Source organism: Salinarimonas sp. (assembly GCF_040111675.1).
Classification (GTDB): domain Bacteria; phylum Pseudomonadota; class Alphaproteobacteria; order Rhizobiales; family Beijerinckiaceae; genus Salinarimonas.
On the sequence record NZ_CP157794.1, the window covers coordinates 2,139,087 to 2,154,879 of the forward strand.

Annotated in this window: 15 protein-coding genes; 7 read left to right on the plus strand and 8 right to left on the minus strand. The window is 73.2% G+C overall.

Going from position 1 to position 15,793, the window contains the following annotated elements; translation table 11 throughout:
* Nucleotide 1 precedes the first annotated feature (1 nt).
* From ABL310_RS09900 to ABL310_RS09910, 3 genes are read left to right on the plus strand one after another with little or no spacing between them, the layout of a single operon-like run.
* Complete coding sequence (locus tag ABL310_RS09900; protein ID WP_349371508.1) at nucleotides 2-1,066, plus strand: N-acetylneuraminate synthase family protein; 1,065 nt, start codon at nucleotides 2-4, stop codon at nucleotides 1,064-1,066.
* Complete coding sequence (locus tag ABL310_RS09905; protein ID WP_349371509.1) at nucleotides 1,066-1,794, plus strand: hypothetical protein; 729 nt, start codon at nucleotides 1,066-1,068, stop codon at nucleotides 1,792-1,794. The genes ABL310_RS09900 and ABL310_RS09905 overlap by 1 nt, the downstream gene beginning before the upstream one ends.
* On the plus strand, nucleotides 1,791-2,939 hold the full coding sequence (locus tag ABL310_RS09910) for a glycosyltransferase (protein ID WP_349371510.1): 1,149 nt from the start codon (nucleotides 1,791-1,793) through the stop codon (nucleotides 2,937-2,939). Before ABL310_RS09905 ends, ABL310_RS09910 begins: the two co-directional genes overlap by 4 nt.
* A gap of 79 nt (nucleotides 2,940-3,018) precedes the next feature.
* Here ABL310_RS09910 and ABL310_RS09915 read toward each other — a convergent pair whose 3' ends face one another.
* Nucleotides 3,019-4,932, minus strand: coding sequence for a nucleoside-diphosphate sugar epimerase/dehydratase (locus tag ABL310_RS09915; protein ID WP_349371511.1), 1,914 nt, complete (start codon nucleotides 4,930-4,932; stop codon nucleotides 3,019-3,021).
* 194 nt (nucleotides 4,933-5,126) lie between these two features.
* Between ABL310_RS09915 and ABL310_RS09920 the strand changes: the two genes are divergently transcribed.
* Genes ABL310_RS09920 through ABL310_RS09930 form a run of 3 tightly spaced genes read left to right on the plus strand, consistent with a single transcriptional unit; the run spans nucleotide 5,127 to nucleotide 8,292 of the window.
* Nucleotides 5,127-6,149: a glycosyltransferase family 4 protein gene (locus tag ABL310_RS09920; protein ID WP_349371512.1), complete on the plus strand. Its 1,023-nt coding sequence runs from the start codon at nucleotides 5,127-5,129 to the stop codon at nucleotides 6,147-6,149.
* Complete coding sequence (locus ABL310_RS09925; protein ID WP_349371513.1) at nucleotides 6,146-7,084, plus strand: NAD-dependent epimerase/dehydratase family protein; 939 nt, start codon at nucleotides 6,146-6,148, stop codon at nucleotides 7,082-7,084. Before ABL310_RS09920 ends, ABL310_RS09925 begins: the two co-directional genes overlap by 4 nt.
* Complete coding sequence (locus ABL310_RS09930) at nucleotides 7,081-8,292, plus strand: O-antigen ligase family protein (protein WP_349371514.1); 1,212 nt, start codon at nucleotides 7,081-7,083, stop codon at nucleotides 8,290-8,292. Before ABL310_RS09925 ends, ABL310_RS09930 begins: the two co-directional genes overlap by 4 nt.
* On the opposite strand, the gene ABL310_RS09935 is transcribed toward ABL310_RS09930, so the two are convergent.
* Genes ABL310_RS09935 through ABL310_RS09950 form a run of 4 tightly spaced genes read right to left on the minus strand, consistent with a single transcriptional unit; the run spans nucleotide 8,252 to nucleotide 11,638 of the window.
* The gene (locus ABL310_RS09935) at nucleotides 8,252-8,992 is read right to left on the minus strand and encodes a cephalosporin hydroxylase family protein (RefSeq protein WP_349371515.1); all 741 of its coding nucleotides are present in this window, start codon (nucleotides 8,990-8,992) and stop codon (nucleotides 8,252-8,254) included. The genes ABL310_RS09930 and ABL310_RS09935 overlap by 41 nt on opposite strands.
* Nucleotides 8,989-9,849, minus strand: coding sequence for an NAD(P)-dependent oxidoreductase (locus tag ABL310_RS09940; RefSeq protein ID WP_349371516.1), 861 nt, complete (start codon nucleotides 9,847-9,849; stop codon nucleotides 8,989-8,991). Before ABL310_RS09940 ends, ABL310_RS09935 begins: the two co-directional genes overlap by 4 nt.
* Nucleotides 9,846-11,081 carry a class I SAM-dependent methyltransferase gene (locus tag ABL310_RS09945; RefSeq protein WP_349371517.1) on the minus strand — a complete coding sequence of 412 codons (1,236 nt, stop codon included), beginning with the start codon at nucleotides 11,079-11,081 and terminating at the stop codon, nucleotides 9,846-9,848. The genes ABL310_RS09940 and ABL310_RS09945 overlap by 4 nt, the downstream gene beginning before the upstream one ends.
* Entirely contained in the window at nucleotides 11,078-11,638 is a 561-nt protein-coding gene (locus ABL310_RS09950; protein WP_349371518.1) for a dTDP-4-dehydrorhamnose 3,5-epimerase family protein, read from the minus strand. Before ABL310_RS09950 ends, ABL310_RS09945 begins: the two co-directional genes overlap by 4 nt.
* 254 nt (nucleotides 11,639-11,892) lie before the next feature.
* Between ABL310_RS09950 and ABL310_RS09955 the strand changes: the two genes are divergently transcribed.
* A complete protein-coding gene (locus tag ABL310_RS09955) occupies nucleotides 11,893-13,098 on the plus strand; it encodes an IS110 family transposase (protein ID WP_349367535.1) in 1,206 nt (401 codons plus the stop codon).
* A 26-nt stretch (nucleotides 13,099-13,124) separates the two neighbouring features.
* Here the strand turns inward: ABL310_RS09955 and rfbG are convergent, their stop codons facing one another.
* The 3 genes from rfbG to ABL310_RS09970 all read right to left on the minus strand — a co-directional run bounded on the left by rfbG (nucleotide 13,125) and on the right by ABL310_RS09970 (nucleotide 15,775).
* Nucleotides 13,125-14,204, minus strand: coding sequence for a CDP-glucose 4,6-dehydratase (gene rfbG, locus ABL310_RS09960; protein ID WP_349371519.1), 1,080 nt, complete (start codon nucleotides 14,202-14,204; stop codon nucleotides 13,125-13,127).
* Nucleotides 14,201-14,971: a glucose-1-phosphate cytidylyltransferase gene (rfbF, locus tag ABL310_RS09965; protein ID WP_349371520.1), complete on the minus strand. Its 771-nt coding sequence runs from the start codon at nucleotides 14,969-14,971 to the stop codon at nucleotides 14,201-14,203. The genes rfbG and rfbF overlap by 4 nt, the downstream gene beginning before the upstream one ends.
* A gap of 171 nt (nucleotides 14,972-15,142) precedes the next feature.
* Complete coding sequence (locus tag ABL310_RS09970; protein ID WP_349371521.1) at nucleotides 15,143-15,775, minus strand: hypothetical protein; 633 nt, start codon at nucleotides 15,773-15,775, stop codon at nucleotides 15,143-15,145.
* Between the last annotated feature and the right edge of the window lie 18 nt (nucleotides 15,776-15,793).

Consider the following 15,793-nt stretch of genomic DNA (forward strand, 5'->3'; position numbering starts at 1 on the left):
GTTGCCGAGCACATTCACGATCGCCGACCGTCCGGTCGGGCCGGGTCACCGCCCGTTCGTCATCGCCGAGGTGGCGCAGGCGCACGACGGCTCCCTCGGCGCCGCGCATGCGTTCATCGATTGCGCGGCGGAATGCGGTGCGGACGCCATCAAGTTCCAGACCCACATCGCCGAGGCGGAGAGCACGCGCGACGAGCCCTTCCGCGTCCGCTTCAGCTATGAGGACGCGACGCGCTACGACTACTGGACGCGCATGGAGTTCTCCGCGGAGCAATGGGCGGGGCTCGCCCGGCACGCCCGCGAGGCGGGGCTCGTCTTCCTGTCCTCCCCGTTCTCGCTCGAGGCGATCGCGCTGCTGGAGGCCCTCGACGTGCCCGCGTGGAAGGTCGCGTCGGGAGAGGTCGGCCACGGCGCCCTCGTCGATGCGATGCTCGCGACGGGCAAGCCGCTGCTGCTGTCGTCGGGCATGAGCACCTACGCCGATCTCGACGGGACCATCGCCCGCATCGCCCGGGCCGGCGAACGCTCCGCGCTCGCCGTCTTCCAATGCACGACGAAGTATCCGACGCCGCTCGAGGAAGTCGGCCTCGACATGCTGGACGCGTTCTCCCGACGGTTCGGCGTGCCTGTGGGCCTGTCGGATCACAGCGCCGACACGCTGCCCTCGATCGCGGCCATGGCGCGGGGCGCGAGCCTGATCGAGGTCCATCTCGCTTTCCACCGCTCGATGTTCGGGCCCGATACGAAAGCCTCCCTGGTTCCCGAGCAGCTGCGCGAGGTCTGTCGCGCGCGCGACGCGATCCATACGATGCTGACGCATCCCCTCGACAAGGACGGGCTCGCGAAATCGCTCGCCGGTTCCGCCGCCCTGTTCACCCGCTCGCTCGCCCTGCGGGCGCCGCAACCGATGGGGACCGTGATCGAGGCCGACATGCTCACCCTGAAGAAGCCCGGCACGGGCATCCCGGAGACCGAGCGCGACGCCTATATCGGGCGTCGTCTCGCCCGTGCGGTCCCGCACGACCGGCTGCTGCGACCCGACGATTTCGCGCCGGGAGGCGCCTGATGACGCTGTTCCGCAAGATCCTGTTCAAGCTTCATGTCGGTCTGTTCCAGCGCGACCGGGAAGGACGCATCGCGGCTCTCGCGGCGCGCGAGCCGACCTACGCGGCCTTCCTCCAGGTTCTCACGCAGGGTGAGGCGGTCGGCGTACGGGGGCACCCCTGGCGCGCCCTCGACATCGAGAAGGTTCTCCGCATGCTGGCGCCGAAGCGCATCGCGGAGCTGGGCTCGGGCACCTCCACCGGGATCTTCGCGTCGTACGTGCGCGAACGGGACGGAGCGTCGCTGATCAGCGTCGACGAGACCGAGCACTGGGCCGGGCTCACGCGAGCGGGCCTGGAGGCCGTCGGCCTCGCGCCGCATCCGCGCATCGACGTGGTCGCATCGCGGCGAATCGAGGGCCGACGAGGCAGCCATTACGCGTTCACGATCGAGCCGGATATCGATCTCGTCTATGTCGACGGGCCGTCGGTCTCCAAGCGCGACGGCAAAGGCACGCCGAACGAGGATGTTCTGCGGGCGTTCGAGGCCGGGCACTTCCCGCGGGCCATCGTCGTCGACGGCCGCATCGAGACGGTCGACGCGATCCGCCGGCATCCGGGGGGGCGGGGCTACGCCTTCACGCCCGGGCTGAGCTATCTCGCCAAGGCGCCCGATCTCGAGCTGCGCGACGTGCTCGCGATCGGCGCCTTCCACCGGCACTCGCTGTTCGTGCGCAAGCCCGACGCATGACGCGCCACGCCAGGCCGATCCGGGTCGCGCACATCATCACGACGCTCGGCTCGGGCGGCGCCGAACGCATGCTGACTCGCATCGCCACGGCGGATGTGGCCGGCTGCGAGCAGATCGTCGTGTCCCTGATGGACGAAGGCGTCTACGGCGCCGCTCTGCGCGCGCGGGGGGTGCCCGTGCACGCTCTCGGACTGCAGCGCAGCGCCGTCGATCCGCGCGCCGTCTTTCGGCTCGCGGCGCTGCTGCGGCGGCTCGACCCCGACGTGACGATGACCTGGCTCTATCACGCCGATCTCGCCGGCTCGCTCGCCAGCCTCTTGGCGGGGCAGGGGCTCTCTCGCGTCGTCTGGAACGTTCGCTGCGCGCAGACCGAGTTCGCGCATTATTCCTGGAAGACCAAGGCCGTGATGCATGCGCTCGCCCGCCTGTCGCGGCTTCCCGCGGCCGTCGCGCACAATTCGCAGGCGGGGCGCACCGCCCACGAGGCCTACGGCTACCGGCCGCGGCGGTGGGTCTCGCTGCCGAACGGCGTGGACACGGAGGTCTGGCGGCCGGACGCGGGCGATCGCGCCGCCGTGCGCGCGGCGCTCGGCATCGCGCCGGGCGAGGTGGCCGTGGGTCTCGTCGCGCGGCTGGATCCCCAGAAGGGGCACGAGCTCTTCTTGAAGGCGAACGCCGTGGTCGCGGGACGCGGGCTCCCGATCCGTCCGGTGCTGATCGGGCGCGACACCGAGCGGATCGCTCCGCCGCCGGAGCTCGGCGACCGCGTCGTCGCGCTCGGGGAGCGCACGGACGTGGAGCGGCTCATGCGCGGCTTGGATCTCGTCGTGCTCGCCTCCTCGAGCGAGGCCTTCCCAAACGTAATCGCGGAGGCCATGGCAACGGCGATTCCCTGCGTATCGACGGATGTCGGCGAGGCGCGAGCGATCATCGGCGATGCGGGCTTCGTGGTGACGGACGCCACGTCGGCGGCGCTCGCCGAGGCCATCGAACGCATGATCCGCCTCGGGGACGCCGGCCGTGCTGAAATCGGCAGTCGGGCTCGCGAACGAATTCGTGCATCCTATGCGATCGGCCGGAGCATCGAGCTCTACACCGCGTTGTGGCGTCGGGTCGCGGAGGCGGCTGGGCAGGCCGCCGAATGAGCCGGAGCCGGCGACCGCGCCGCGATCCGCGACCGAAGCCGGGCCGCGTGCGAGCAGCACGACGCTGCGGCGCGCACGTTCACGCTCGGAGTTGCGAGGGCGCGCGGTCGGGAGCGCTCCAGCCGAGCGCGTCCGGGCTGACCGCGAAGGATCCGAGCAGCCGCCGCGCTTCCGACGCGTCTTCGGCGCGCGCGGCCGCTTCGAGCTGGTCCGTCAGCCTCTCTACCGTCGAGAGCTGGAGCAACCGCGCGGACGCCACGAACACGCCCTCCGCGCCGGACGGTTCGGTCGCCTCGTCCTTGTCGAAGAGCTCCTCGAACAGCTTCTCCCCCGGCCGCAGGCCCGTGAAGACGATGGGCACGTCGACCTCCGGCCGCCGGCCGGCGAGCGCGATCATCGTGCGGGCGAGGTCGACGATGCGGATGGGCTCGCCCATGTCGAGGACGAAGATGCGCCCGCGCTGGTCCGGTCGCGTGACGCCGTGGGCCGCCGCCTGCAGGACGAGCTCGGTCGCCTCCCGGATGGTCATGAAGTAGCGCTTCATCTCCGGATGCGTCACGGTCACCGGGCCGCCTTCGCCGATCTGCCGCTTGAACAGCGGCACGACCGAGCCGGTGGATCCGAGCACGTTGCCGAAGCGCACGGTGATGAACCGCGTCGCGACGCCGCTCACGTCGAGCGCCTGACAATAGGCTTCCGCGACACGCTTCGTCGCGCCCATCACGCTCGTCGGGCGGATGGCCTTGTCGGTGGAGATCATCACCACGGCCTCCGCGCCGGCCGCGACGGCGGCGTCGGCGACGTTGCGCGTGCCGATCACGTTGGTGGCGACGCCCGCGGACACGTTGGCCTCGACGAGCGGCACGTGCTTGAGCGCGGCGGCGTGAAACACGAGGGCCGGGCGCTCGGCGTGCATCAGCGCCGCCATCCCGGCGCGATCGCGCACGTCGGCGAGCACGGCGCGGCGGCGCACGGCCGGCGCCTCGCGGGCGAGCGCCATGTCGATCTGGTAGAGCGCGTATTCCGAGCTGTCGACCAGGACGAGCCGCTCCGGCCGGTAGCTCGCGACCTGGCTCACGATCTCCGAGCCGATGCTGCCGCCGGCCCCGGTCACCACGACGACGCGGTCGGCGATCAGGGCCCGGATGGTCTGCAGCTCGAGCCGCACCGGCGGGCGGCCGAGCAGGTCCTCGAGCGTGATCGCCTCGAGATCCGCCTCGCCGCCCGCGAGGCTCGCGGGCGCGACGCGCCTCAGCGGCAGCCCCAGCGCCGTGACCATCGCCGCCAGCGGCGCGAGAACCGCGCGGTCCCGCGGCGCGGCGACGATCAGCGCGTCGATCGCGATGCCGGCCCGCCCCAGCCGGGCGACGACCTCCTTCAGCTCCGAGACCTCGCCCACGATGGGGACGCCGCGGACGTTCCGGCCGCGCTTGCTCGAGGTGTAGTCGACGATGCCGCGCACGCGGTAGCGCGGCGAGCTCTCCAGGCCGTAGGTGCGGATGACCGTATCGGCCTCGCTGGCGCTGCCGAGGATGAGGACCTGCTCGACGCCGGAGGCGTGCAGGTCGCGCGGGCGCGCGTGGGCGAGCCCGCCGTCCTTGAGGGCGCGATAGGCCAGGCGGGGCGCGCCGACGAGCACGATCAGCGCGAACCAGGCGATGACGGGCGCCGTGCGGGGGAACTCTTCGAGGCGCGTGGTGACGAAGAGCAGCAGCACGAAGACGATGACGGCCGTCGTCGCGGCGGCGACGATGGCCCGCAGATCCGTGATCGAGGCGAAGCGCCACATGCCCCGCCCGAGCCCGAAAGCGCGGAACGCGACGGCGCACACCGCCATGAAGCCGGCGACCCACAGCCCGAGACGGTCGCGCGGCAGCTCGTCCAGGCCGTAGCGCGCCGTGACGGCGAGCGCCATCGCCACACCCGCCATGACGACGTCGTGCACGCTGGCGAGAAGGCGCTTCCAGGAGATCTGCAGCTTGCTCTTCGACATACGGACCGTGCGCCTCGCCCGGCGCCCTCGAGGTTTCCCGCGCGCCTGCGGCTCGCGTTGCGCTTAGCACGGGAGCGGCCACGCGCAAAGACGGCCCCGATGGCCCGAATGCCCGCGTTCGCGTTGCGGCGTGCGCCGCGACCGGCTAGAACCGCCGGCGGCGCGCATCGGGGCGCGTCGGCGCCGGTCCCGCGATGCTCGCTCTCCTCTCAGCCGTCGTCTCGGCGGTCATCTGCGCCGCAATGGTCCGCGCGCTCTTCCCCCTGATGCGACGCTATGCGCTCGCGCGCCCGAACGCGCGCTCCAGCCACCGCGTTCCGACGCCCCAGGGAGGCGGCATCGCGGTCGTCGCGGCGACGCTGGCGACATGCGCCGGGGCGCTCTGGCTCGCCGGCGCGGGGGAGGGTGCGTTCGGCGTCTTCGGCGCCGTCGCAGTCGCCACCGTGCTCCTCGCGGCGGTCGGCGCCGTGGACGACATCCGCCCGCTGCCGGTCTCCCCGCGACTCGCGCTGCAGGGCGTCGGGGTCGCGCTCGTCGTGATCGCCGCCGCCGAAACGGGCCGGGTGCTGCCGGACGAGATCCCGCTGGGTGTCGAGATCGGTCTGGCGGCGCTCGCCGGGCTCTGGTTCGTCAACCTCACGAACTTCATGGACGGTCTCGATTGGCTCACGGTGGCGGCGGTCGTGCCCCTCGCGGCGACGATCGCCGTGCTCGGCCTGGGCGACGTCGTCGGTACGCTGGAGACCGCGCTCGCCGCCGCGCTGCTCGGAGCGATGCTCGGCTTCTCGCCCTTCAACAAGCCGGCGGCGCGGCTCTTCCTCGGCGACGTCGGCTCGCTGCCGATCGGGCTTCTCGTCGCCTTCCTGCTCTACGGGCTCGCCGCGAGCGGACATCTCGTCGCCGCGATCCTGCTGCCGCTCTATTCGTGCACGGACGCGACCCTCACGCTGGCGCGACGCGCCCTGCGCGGCGAAACCGTCTGGCAGGCGCATCGCTCGCACTTCTACCAACGCGCCACGGACAACGGCCTCACCCCGCTCGCGGTGTCGGGCACGATCTTCGTCGCGAACGCCGCGCTCGCCGCGCTGGCCCTGACCGCGGTGGCGCTCGACGGGCCGATCGGAGATCTCCTCGTCCTCGCGGCCGGTGCGGCGGTCGTCGCCGGCGTGCTCGTGCGCTTCTCGCGGGGCGGCGCCACGGCGAGGTCCGCGCGATGACCGGGCCCCTCGTCGCCCTCACCGGCGCGACCGGCTTCGTCGGGCGCCATCTCCTCGCGGACCTGCGCGCCCACGGCTGTCGCGTGCGCGTCCTGCTGCGCCGGCCGAGCGACGGTGCGCCGGAGGCCGATTCGGCCGTGATCGGCGACCTCGCGCGGCCGGTGAACATGGCCCGCGCCCTCGAAGGGGTGGACGCCGTCGTGCATTCGGCCGGGATCGCCCACGCCATGTCCGGGCGCCCTGAGGACGATTACCGCGCGGTCAACACCGAGGCGACGATCGCGCTCGGCCGCGCGGCCGAGCGGGCCGGCGTGCGGCGCTTCGTCTTCCTGTCCTCCGTGCGCGCCCAGACGGGCCCGTCCGCCGCGGGCGTCGTCGACGAGGGCCGTGCGCCCGCGCCGACCGACGCCTACGGCCGCTCGAAGCTCGCCGCCGAGGAGGGGCTCGCGACCCTCGGGCTCGACTGGACGGCGCTGCGGCCCGTCCTCGTCTACGGGCCGGGCGTGAAGGGCAACATGGCCTCCCTCGTGCGCCTGGCGCAGAGCCCCTGGCCGCTGCCGCTGGGCGCCCTGCACGCGCGACGCTCGCTGCTCGCGGTCGAGAACCTCGCAGAGGCCGTGCGCGCCGCCATCCAGGCCGAGGGGCCGCTGCGGCGCCCCTTCCTCGTCGCCGACGACGGCGCCTGGACCCTGCCGGAGATGATCGCGTCCCTGCGCCGGGGGCTCGGCCGCCGGCCGGGCCTCCTGCCGGTCCCGCAGGCGATGATCGCGCTCGCCGCGCGGGCGGCCGGGCGCGGGGAGGCGCTGGACCGCCTGACCGGGGACCTCGTCGTCGATGCGCGTGCGCTGCGCGGCATCGGCTGGGCGCCGGTCGTCGCCACGCCGGAGGGGCTCGCGCGGCTCGCCCGGCGCGCCGCCGCCGGAGACGACGGGTGAGCCCGGAGGCGACCGCCCGCACGGCGCTCGCGCTCGCCCTCGCGACGCCGGTCCTGATGATCGCCTCGCGCGGCATCGCGCCCGTGGTGCTCGCGATCGCCGCAGGCCTGCTCGCGCTCTCGTCGTGGCGTGCGGGACGCTCCGCTTCCGTTCTGCGCACGCTGCGCGCCGGTGTGGAGAGCGCCCCCGGCGCGCTCGCGATCGGGCTCGTCGTGCTCGCGGGCGCTTCGCTCACCTGGACGCCGGCGCCGACGCGCGGGGCCGAATACGTGGCGCACGTCGCCGGAAGCCTCGCCCTCCTCGGCGTCGCCCTGGCGAACGCGCGCGTTCTGGCGCCGAAGCTCTCGGCCGTCGGCCTCGCGGCGGCGATGACCCTCGCCGGGCTCGTCCTGGCGCTCGACGTCGCCTTCGACGGGCGGCTGCGGGGCGCGCTCGGCTTCTCCACCGACCTGTTCCGCCTCAACCGCGCCGCGGTCGCCCTCGCTCTGCTGCTGCCGCTCGCCACGATGCTGCTCCGGCAGCGTCGGCGCCCGGTCGCCCTCGGCCTCGTCTGGCTCGCCGGCCTCGCGGCGATCTTCAGCTCGCAGAGCGCCTCCGCGCAGCTCGGCGTCCTGGTCGTCGCCGTCACCCTGGCTGTGGCCCTCGCCGCGCCGGTGGCGACGCACCGGCTCGTCGCCGTCGTCGCCGTCGCGGCGACGCTCGCCATCCCGTTCCTCGCGCCCGTGATCAACGACCTGATCCCCCGGGCCGTGCACGATGCGGTGGGCTACGGAACCCTGACGATCCGCGGCGAGATCTGGCGCGAATACGCCGCGCTCGTCTGGGAGCGGCCGTTCCTCGGCTTCGGCATCGAGGCCGGCCACGTGGCCGCCGCGCTGCCCGAGGCGGCGCGCCTCGCCGATGCCGAGCGCGCGCTCTTGAACTGGGGGCACCCCCACAATGGGGCGCTCCAGGTCTGGTTCGAGCTCGGCCTCGTCGGCGCGCTTCTCGGGGCGGCGTTGCTCGCGGCCTTGTTCCGGGCGCTCGAGCGGCACGCGGGGCCGCTCCTGCCCGCCGCCACGGCGACCGCCGCCGGCGCCTACGCGGTCGCCTTCGTCAGCCACGGCGCCTGGCAGGCCTGGTGGTGGTGCCTGCTCGGGCTGATCGCGATGCTGTTCGCCGCGGCGCTCAGCCGACCCGCTTCAGGTAGCCCCGCGGCGCCACGCTGATCATCAGCTTGGCGTCCATCGCCTCGTCGATCTCGAATTCCGGGTGGCGCGCCAGATAGGCGTCGACCGCCGTCATGGCGTTGTCGCCGGGCCCCCAGGGCCGATCCGGATAAGTCTCGGCGGGAAAGCGCTCGATGATCGTGTCGAAGACGACGCAATAGCTGCCCGGGGTGACGAGCGGCGCGTAGGCCTCGAGCTCGGCGAGCACGTGCGCGTGGGTGTGGTTGCTGTCCAGGCAGACGAGGACGCGCGCCTTGCCGGACGCCGCCTGCGCCACCTGCGCGACGATCGCCGGGTCGATGCTCGAGCCCTGGATCATGTCGATGCGCCGCATCATCGGATGCGCCTCGATGGCCGCGCGGTTGTGGGCGCGGATGTCGATGTCGATCCCCAGCACCCGCGCGTCCGCCGGCCCGCCGCACAGCGCGTTCAGCTCCAGCATCGAGGCCGAGAAGATCAGCGAGCCGCCATGCGCGATGCCGGTCTCGACGATCAGGTCCGGCTGGATGCGGAAGATCAGCTCCTGCATCGCCACGATGTCCTGCGGATACTGGATGATCGGCCGGCCGAGCCACTCGAAATTGTAGGAGTATTTCGGCGCCGTGGACGCCAGCATGAAGTCGGACGCCGCGCGCACGAGCGCCGCGTCCCGGGCATTGGCCGCGATGCGCGCCGCGCGCTCCTCGTCGAACGAGCTCATGGGGTCGCCTCTTCGTTGGCCGCCGGCCCGAGCAGCCGGTCGAGCTTGCCGCGGTCGCCCCAGAAGGCGAACGGCTCGTAATCGGGATAGGGGTAGCGGCCGAGATCGGGGACGATGTCCCAGCCGTTCTCGCGGATCCAGTGCTCGACCAGCCCGCGCACGGAGACCGGCCGGCCGGAGCAGACGTTGACCACGCCGACATTGCCCGCGTGCAGCGCCAGCGCGACGAGGAGGCGCGCCGCCTCGCGCACGTCGAGGAAGTCGCGCAGCTGCTCGCCGCCGGACATGGGGAACGACCGCTCGCCGGCCGCCACGGCGGCGCGCAGCTGGGAATGGAGCGAGCGCGCGCCCTGGCCCTCGCCATACAGGTAGAACAGCCGCGCCCAGACGAGAGCGAGCCCGGTCTGCGCCTGGAGGTGCCCCAGCTGCTCGCGCAGCGCGTTCTTGGCGTAGCCGTAGGGGTTCGCCGGCGCCGGCTGCAGCGCCTCGTCGAGCGGCCCGCTCGCCATGCCGTACTCGAAGCAGGTGCCGGCGACGACGAGCCGGCGCAGGCCCCCACGCGCCAGGGCGGCCAGGAAGGCGTATTGCGCGGGGAGCTCGGTCTCGAAATGGTGGAGGCTGCGATAGTTCGGCAGGCCGCCCCAGGCGAGGTGGACGACGACGTCCGGCCGCCCGAGCGCCGCGAACGGGTCCGCCGGCGGAGCGGCGAGGTCGAGAGCCAGCGTCTCCTGGCCGGCCGACGCCTGCGCCACCGCGCCCGAGCGCGACGTCGCGACCGTCTCCAATCCCCGCGACGCGAGCGCCGCGAGGATATGGCGGCCGAGAAAGCCGCTCGCGCCGACGACCACGACCCTCATCCGAACACCTCCAGCCGCGGCACGGCGGCGACGAAGCGCCCGCCCCACTCGCCGACGTAGGCGAGTTGCGCGGCGATCTCCGCGCGCAGGTTCCAGGGCAGGATCACGACGAGGTCCGGGCGCGTCTCCGCGATCCGCTCCTCGGAGACGATCGGGATCCGGCTCCCCGGCATGTGCCGGCCCTGCTTGCCCGGGCTGCGGTCGACGACGAAGGGCAGGAGGTCCGGCCGCACGCCGGCGAAGTTGAGGAGCGTGTTGCCCTTCGCGGCCGCGCCGTAGGCGCACACGCGCTTGCCGTCGCGCTTGGCGTCCAGGAGGAAGCGCAGGAACTCGTCCTTCACCGCCTCGGCCTGCGCCTGGAAGCCCTCGTAGAAGGCCGCGCTCGCCACGCCGGCCTGGGCCTCCCGCGTGCGCTGCGCCGCGAGGCCCGCGCCCTCCGCGCGGCGGCGCGCGTCCGCCCGCTCCGCGAAGATCCGCAGGCTTCCCCCGTGCGTCGGCAGCGTCTCGACATCGAAGACGACGAGGCCGTTCGCCGCGAAGATCCGCTCCACCGCGGTCAGCGAGAGGTAGGAATAGTGCTCGTGGTAGATCGTGTCGAACTGCCGCTCGGCGACGAGCGAGAGGAGCGAGGGAAACTCGAAGGTCGCGACCCCGCCCTCGGCGAGGAGAATGGCGAAGCCGCCGACGAAGTCGTCGATGTCCGGCACGTGCGCCAGCACGTTGTTCGCCGCCGTCAGGTCCGCCGGCCCGTGCTCGGCGACGAGCGTCCGCGCCAGCGCCCGGCCGAAGAAGGCCTCCAGCGTGGGAATGCCCTTCGCCCGCGCCGCCGCGGCGGTGCTCGCCGTCGGCTCGACGCCGAGGCAGGGGATGCCCCGCGCCGCCACGTATTGCAGGAGATAGCCGTCGTTCGACGCGACCTCGACCACGCGGCTCGCCGGTCCGAGCCCGAAGCGCGCGACCATCGCCTCCGCATAGGCCTCCGCGTGCGCGAGCCAGGAGGCCGACATGCTGCTGAAATAGCCGTATTCGGCGTCGAACAGGCTCTCCGGCGCGGTGAAGTCCGCCGTCTGTACCAGCCAGCAGCGCTCGCAGACGAGGACCCGCAGCGGCAGCCAGATCTCGGGCTCCGAGAGCTGCTCGGGCCGCCGATAGGCGTTCGACGGCGGCGCCGCGCCGAGATCGACGAAGGTGCGCGACAGCGCGCTCCGGCAATGGCGGCAGATCCCGGTCATGCCGCGATCCCCGCGAAGCCGTCCGCCCGGGCCAGGCCTTCGTCCCGCACGGAGCGCTCGGCGATCGGCAGCGGCCAGGCGATGCCGATCCGCGGATCGGTCGCGTCGAGCCCGCCCTCGGCATCCGGCGCGTAGGCGGCCGTGTGGAGGTAGAGGAGCTCGCACTCGTCCTCGAGCGCCTGGAAGCCGTGGGCGAAGCCCTCCGGCACGACGAGGCTCTCGGCGTTCTCCGCGCCGAGCACCCGCCCGTGCCAGGCGAGGAAGGTCGGCGAGCCCCGGCGCAGGTCGACCGCGACGTCGAAGACCGCGCCGCGCAGGCAGGCGACGACCTTCGTCTCCGCATGCGGCGGGTGCTGGAAATGCAGGCCGCGCACCGCGCCGCGGCGCCGGGTCAGCGTGCGGTTGATCTGCGCGATCCGCCGCCCGCCGAGAACCGGCTCCAGCTCGTCGGCGCAATAGATCCGCTCCAGGAAGCCGCGCGCGTCGCCGATCGGCTTGCGGCGCAGCGCGACGAGCCCCTCGATCTCGGTGGCGAGGACGTCGAAGCGCCCGCTCATTGGTGCACCTTCGGGCTGGCGGATGCGGAGCCGCGGAGCGGCGTAGTATTCGCCAGCCCGAGCGCCTGCCGCGACGGCCGGCGTCGCTTGCCCTTCGAGGGCCCGTATGAGACCCGCCGCGCGGCAGGTGCCGGGAGGACCGGACGGACCACGGGGTGTAGCGCCTGAGCCTGCCAGCCGGAGCGCCTTCCAATGAGCGATCCGCACGACCTCCCGGCTCGGGTGAGGGTACACCGAACCGGGAGACGTCGCCTATGCCTTTCACTGTTGGTTTCGACTGGGGCGGCGCGGGCCATGCGGCCTGCGTCCTCGACGAGACGGGTGCGGTCCGCGCACGCCTCGACGTCCCGCACACCGCCGCCGGCCTCGCCAAGCTCGTGGCCGCGCTCGCGCGCATCGCGCCCGTCGGCGAGATGCCGGTGGCGATCGAGCGCCCGTCCGGCCTCGTCGTCGACACGCTCGTCGCCGCCGGCCATCCGGTCGTGCCGATCCACCCGAACGTCGTGAAGGCCTGCCGTCCGCGCTATCGCGCCGCCGGCGGCAAGTCCGATACGGGTGACGCCTACATGCTCGCCGACATCCTGCGCACCGACGGGCATCGCTTCGCCCCGCTGCGCCAGGCCTCCGACGCGGTCAAGGCGCTGCGCGCCCTCGTGCGCGGGCGCGACGACCTCGTCGCCACGCGCGTCGGCCTCGCAAACCAGCTGCGCAGCCTGCTCGAAAGCTTCTGGCCGGGCGCCGCCGCGATCTTCGCCGACGTCGACAGCCCCGTCGCCCTCGCCTTCCTCGCCCGCTACCCCACGCCCGAGAGCGCCGCACGACTCGGCGAGAAGCGCATGGCCGCCTTCATGGCCCAGGCCCGCTACAGCGGCCGCCGCAGCGCCGCCGAGCTCCTCGCCCGCCTGCGCGCCGCGCCGATCGGCCTCGCCGGCCGGGACGAGAGCGAGGCCAAGGGCGAGATCGTGCGCGCCCTCGTCGTCGCCCTCGAGCGCATCGTCGCCGCGATCCGCGACCTCACCGCCCGCATCGAGCACGACGTCGCCGAGCTGCCCGACGGCCGCATCGTCATGTCCTTCCCGCGCGCCGGCCGCATCAACGCCGCCCAGATCCTCGCCGAGATCGGCGACGACCGCGCGCGCTTCCAGACCGCAGACCAGCTCGCCGCGGAGGCCGGCGTCTGCCCCGTCACCCACGCCTCCGGAAAAAGCAGGGGCGTCGTCTTCCGATGGGCCTGCAATCACCGTCTGCGCGCCGCCCTCACCTGCTTCGCCGACAACTCCCGCCATGCCTCCCCCTGGGCCGCCGACGTCTACATGCGGGCCAGGCAGCGCGGATGCAGTCACCCCCACGCCGTCCGTATCCTGGCACGCGCCTGGATCCGCATCCTCTGGCATGCCTGGCGAGATCGAGCCGAATACGAACCCGCACGCCATCTCGCCGCGCAAAAATGCGCCGCGTAGAAAAACAGAGGTGGACACGGGGTGTCTCATGCGTCGCCCCCCGCGTAGGCCGCGATCTGCGCCCGGGACGCCGCCTCCATGTCCGCGCCAGCGGTGAAGTCCCGATGCCAGGAGACGGTACGCGCCAGCGCGGCATCGAGGGCGAGACGGGGGCGCCAGCCGAGGCGCAGGCGCGCCAGCGTGCTGTCGAGCCGCAGGAGCCCCGCCTCGTGCGGATGATCCTCACCGTCGTCCTTGGTGACCCGCGCCTCCGCCCCCCACAGCGCGGCGAGGCGCTCGGCGACGGCGCCGACGGACGCGTCCCCCTCCGGATCCGGGCCGAAATTCCAGGCCTGCGCCGCCTCCGCACCGTCCGGCCCGAGGAGCCGCTCGGCGAGGAGGAGATAGCCGCACAGCGGCTCCAGCACGTGCTGCCACGGCCGCACGGCGCCCGGATAGCGCAGCCGAACGGGCTCGCCCGCCTCGAAGGCGCGCAGGCAATCCGGCACCAGCCGGTCCGCGGCGAAGTCGCCGCCGCCGATCACGTTGCCCGCCCGCGCCGTGGCGATCCGCGCCGGATGGCCGCCCGCGCCGAAGAACGAGGCGCGCAGGCTCGCCGCCGCGATCTCGCAGGCCGCCTTGCTGGCGCTGTAGGGGTCGCGCCCGCCCAGCCGGTCCGGCTCGCGGTAGGGATGCGGCCATTCCCGGTTCTCGTAGACCTTGTCGGTCGTCGCGACGACGACCGCCTCGACGGACGGCGTGCGCCGCACCGCCTCGAGAACGTGGACCGTGCCCATCACGTTCGTCGCGAAGCTGCCGGCCGGGTCGCGGTAGCTCTCGCGCACCAGCGGCTGGGCGGCGAGGTGGAACACGATCCGCGGCCGCGCGGCCGCCAGCGCGTCCGCCACGGTCGCGGGGTCGCGGATGTCGCCGCGGCGATCGCTCGCGAGCACGCGCCCGAGCCCGACCGCCTCGTGGAACGAGGGCCGCGTCGGCGGGTCGAGCGCGAGCCCGTGCACCCGCGCGCCGAGCGCATCGAGCCACAGCGACAGCCAGCCTCCCTTGAAGCCGGTATGCCCCGTCACGAGGACGTCCGCGCCGGCGAAGGCTTGCCGGCTCGGGATCACCACACCCTCCACGGCGCCCGGCCCGACGCCCACAGCGCCTCGAGCTGGTTCTTCTCGCGCAGCGTGTCCATCGGCTGCCAGAAGCCGTCGTGCTGGAAGGCCATCAGCTCGCCCGCCTCCGCCAGCGTCGCGAGCGGCTCGGCCTCGAAGCTCGTCTCGTCGCCGGCGACGAGGTCGATGACGGAGGGCGAGAGCACGAAGAAGCCGCCGTTGATGTAGCCGCCGTCGCCGCGGGGCTTCTCGGTGAAGCCGGAGACCCGCGCGCCGTCGCGGGCCAGCGCGCCGTAGCGACCCGGCGGGCGCACCGCCGCGATCGTCGCCTTGCGGCCGTGCGAGCGGTGAAAGGCGATCTCGGCGCCGATGTCGACGTCCGCCACGCCGTCGCCGTAGGTGAAGCAGAACGCCTCCTCGCCGCGCAGGTGATCGGCGACGCGGCGCAGGCGCCCGCCGGTCATGGTCTCCTCGCCGGTGTCGACGAGCGTCACCCGCCAGGGCTCGGCCTTGCGCTCGTGAACCTCGATGGCGTTGGCGGCCATGTCGATCGTCACGTCGGACATGTGGAGGAAGTAGTTCGCGAAATACTCCTTGATCATGTAGCCCTTGTAGCCGCAGCAGATCACGAAGTCGTCGATCCCGTGGGCGGAATAGATCTTCATGATGTGCCACAGGATCGGCATGCCGCCGATCTCGACCATCGGCTTCGGCCGCAGGTGCGTCTCTTCCGACAGGCGCGTGCCGAGACCGCCCGCGAGTATCACCGTCTTCATCGTCAGCCCGCCCGGGTCCTGCGCATGCGGACAGCGCCGTCCGCCGGCCGCGTCCGCTTCCGGCCGAAGACGCGCCAGCGTCGCGCGAATCGGGGCAGGGGAAGCCACGGCCGCGCGAAGAATGGCCTCAATCGGGCCGGACGGAAAGAGCGTCGGGCCCCGGGGGGCGAGCTAGCCTCGGTCCATGAGCCGAGCGTCCACGAACCGGTCCCAGGCTTCGAACGGCGACGTCGACGCGATCTGCGCCTCGGGGATCGCGCCCTCCGCGGCGCTCTCGGGGGCCGGCACGTGGAACAGGCCGACGGCCCAGTCCGGCGTCTCGTCGCTCGGCGGCACCGGCTCTCCGGTCAGCGCGGAGAAGAAGGCGGCCCCGTTCCGGCAGCCGGCTCGAAACGCCCCGGTGGGGGTGCGGCTCAGGAGCAGGATCTCGGTCCCGAACAGGGAGCCGTCGAGGCCGGTGAGGCGCGTCCACGCGGTCTCCTGCACGCCGGCGAGGGCTTCTTCGTTCAGCGGCCCCGTCTTGCGCTTGGCGGTGAGCGTGATTAGCGTCCCGAGATATCCGATCAGGTACGGATCGAGCCACACGGAGTCGGAAGTGTCGCTCACGTCGCCGAGGGCCGCGAGCCGATCGAGCCCCGCCGCCCGTCCGATCGTGTCCGTTTCGCTCGCCGTCGCGTCGTCGGTCGCGGCGAGCGCCGTCGCGCGCCGTGCGCGCGATCGGTCGACGAAGGGCGCCAGCGCCGCCACCGCCGCGCGGCGTCCCTGCCGAATCCTCCACAGGTCGCCGAGCGCGAGCGGGGCCATCCTCACGCCTCCGGGCCT

What these genes read in the sequence shown, in the direction of transcription:
- ABL310_RS09950 (WP_349371518.1), bottom strand. Translation starts at nt 11,638, where the DNA reads ATGAGCGGGCGCTTCGACGTCCTCGCCACCGAGATCGAGGGGCTCGTC.
- ABL310_RS09920 (WP_349371512.1), top strand. Translation starts at nt 5,127, where the DNA reads ATGCTCGCTCTCCTCTCAGCCGTCGTCTCGGCGGTCATCTGCGCCGCA.
- ABL310_RS09935 (WP_349371515.1), bottom strand. Translation starts at nt 8,992, where the DNA reads ATGAGCTCGTTCGACGAGGAGCGCGCGGCGCGCATCGCGGCCAATGCC.
- ABL310_RS09945 (WP_349371517.1), bottom strand. Translation starts at nt 11,081, where the DNA reads ATGACCGGGATCTGCCGCCATTGCCGGAGCGCGCTGTCGCGCACCTTC.
- ABL310_RS09970 (WP_349371521.1), bottom strand. Translation starts at nt 15,775, where the DNA reads ATGGCCCCGCTCGCGCTCGGCGACCTGTGGAGGATTCGGCAGGGACGC.
- ABL310_RS09905 (WP_349371509.1), top strand. Translation starts at nt 1,066, where the DNA reads ATGACGCTGTTCCGCAAGATCCTGTTCAAGCTTCATGTCGGTCTGTTC.
- ABL310_RS09910 (WP_349371510.1), top strand. Translation starts at nt 1,791, where the DNA reads ATGACGCGCCACGCCAGGCCGATCCGGGTCGCGCACATCATCACGACG.
- ABL310_RS09940 (WP_349371516.1), bottom strand. Translation starts at nt 9,849, where the DNA reads ATGAGGGTCGTGGTCGTCGGCGCGAGCGGCTTTCTCGGCCGCCATATC.
- rfbF (WP_349371520.1), bottom strand. Translation starts at nt 14,971, where the DNA reads ATGAAGACGGTGATACTCGCGGGCGGTCTCGGCACGCGCCTGTCGGAA.
- ABL310_RS09915 (WP_349371511.1), bottom strand. Translation starts at nt 4,932, where the DNA reads ATGTCGAAGAGCAAGCTGCAGATCTCCTGGAAGCGCCTTCTCGCCAGC.
- ABL310_RS09955 (WP_349367535.1), top strand. Translation starts at nt 11,893, where the DNA reads ATGCCTTTCACTGTTGGTTTCGACTGGGGCGGCGCGGGCCATGCGGCC.
- ABL310_RS09925 (WP_349371513.1), top strand. Translation starts at nt 6,146, where the DNA reads ATGACCGGGCCCCTCGTCGCCCTCACCGGCGCGACCGGCTTCGTCGGG.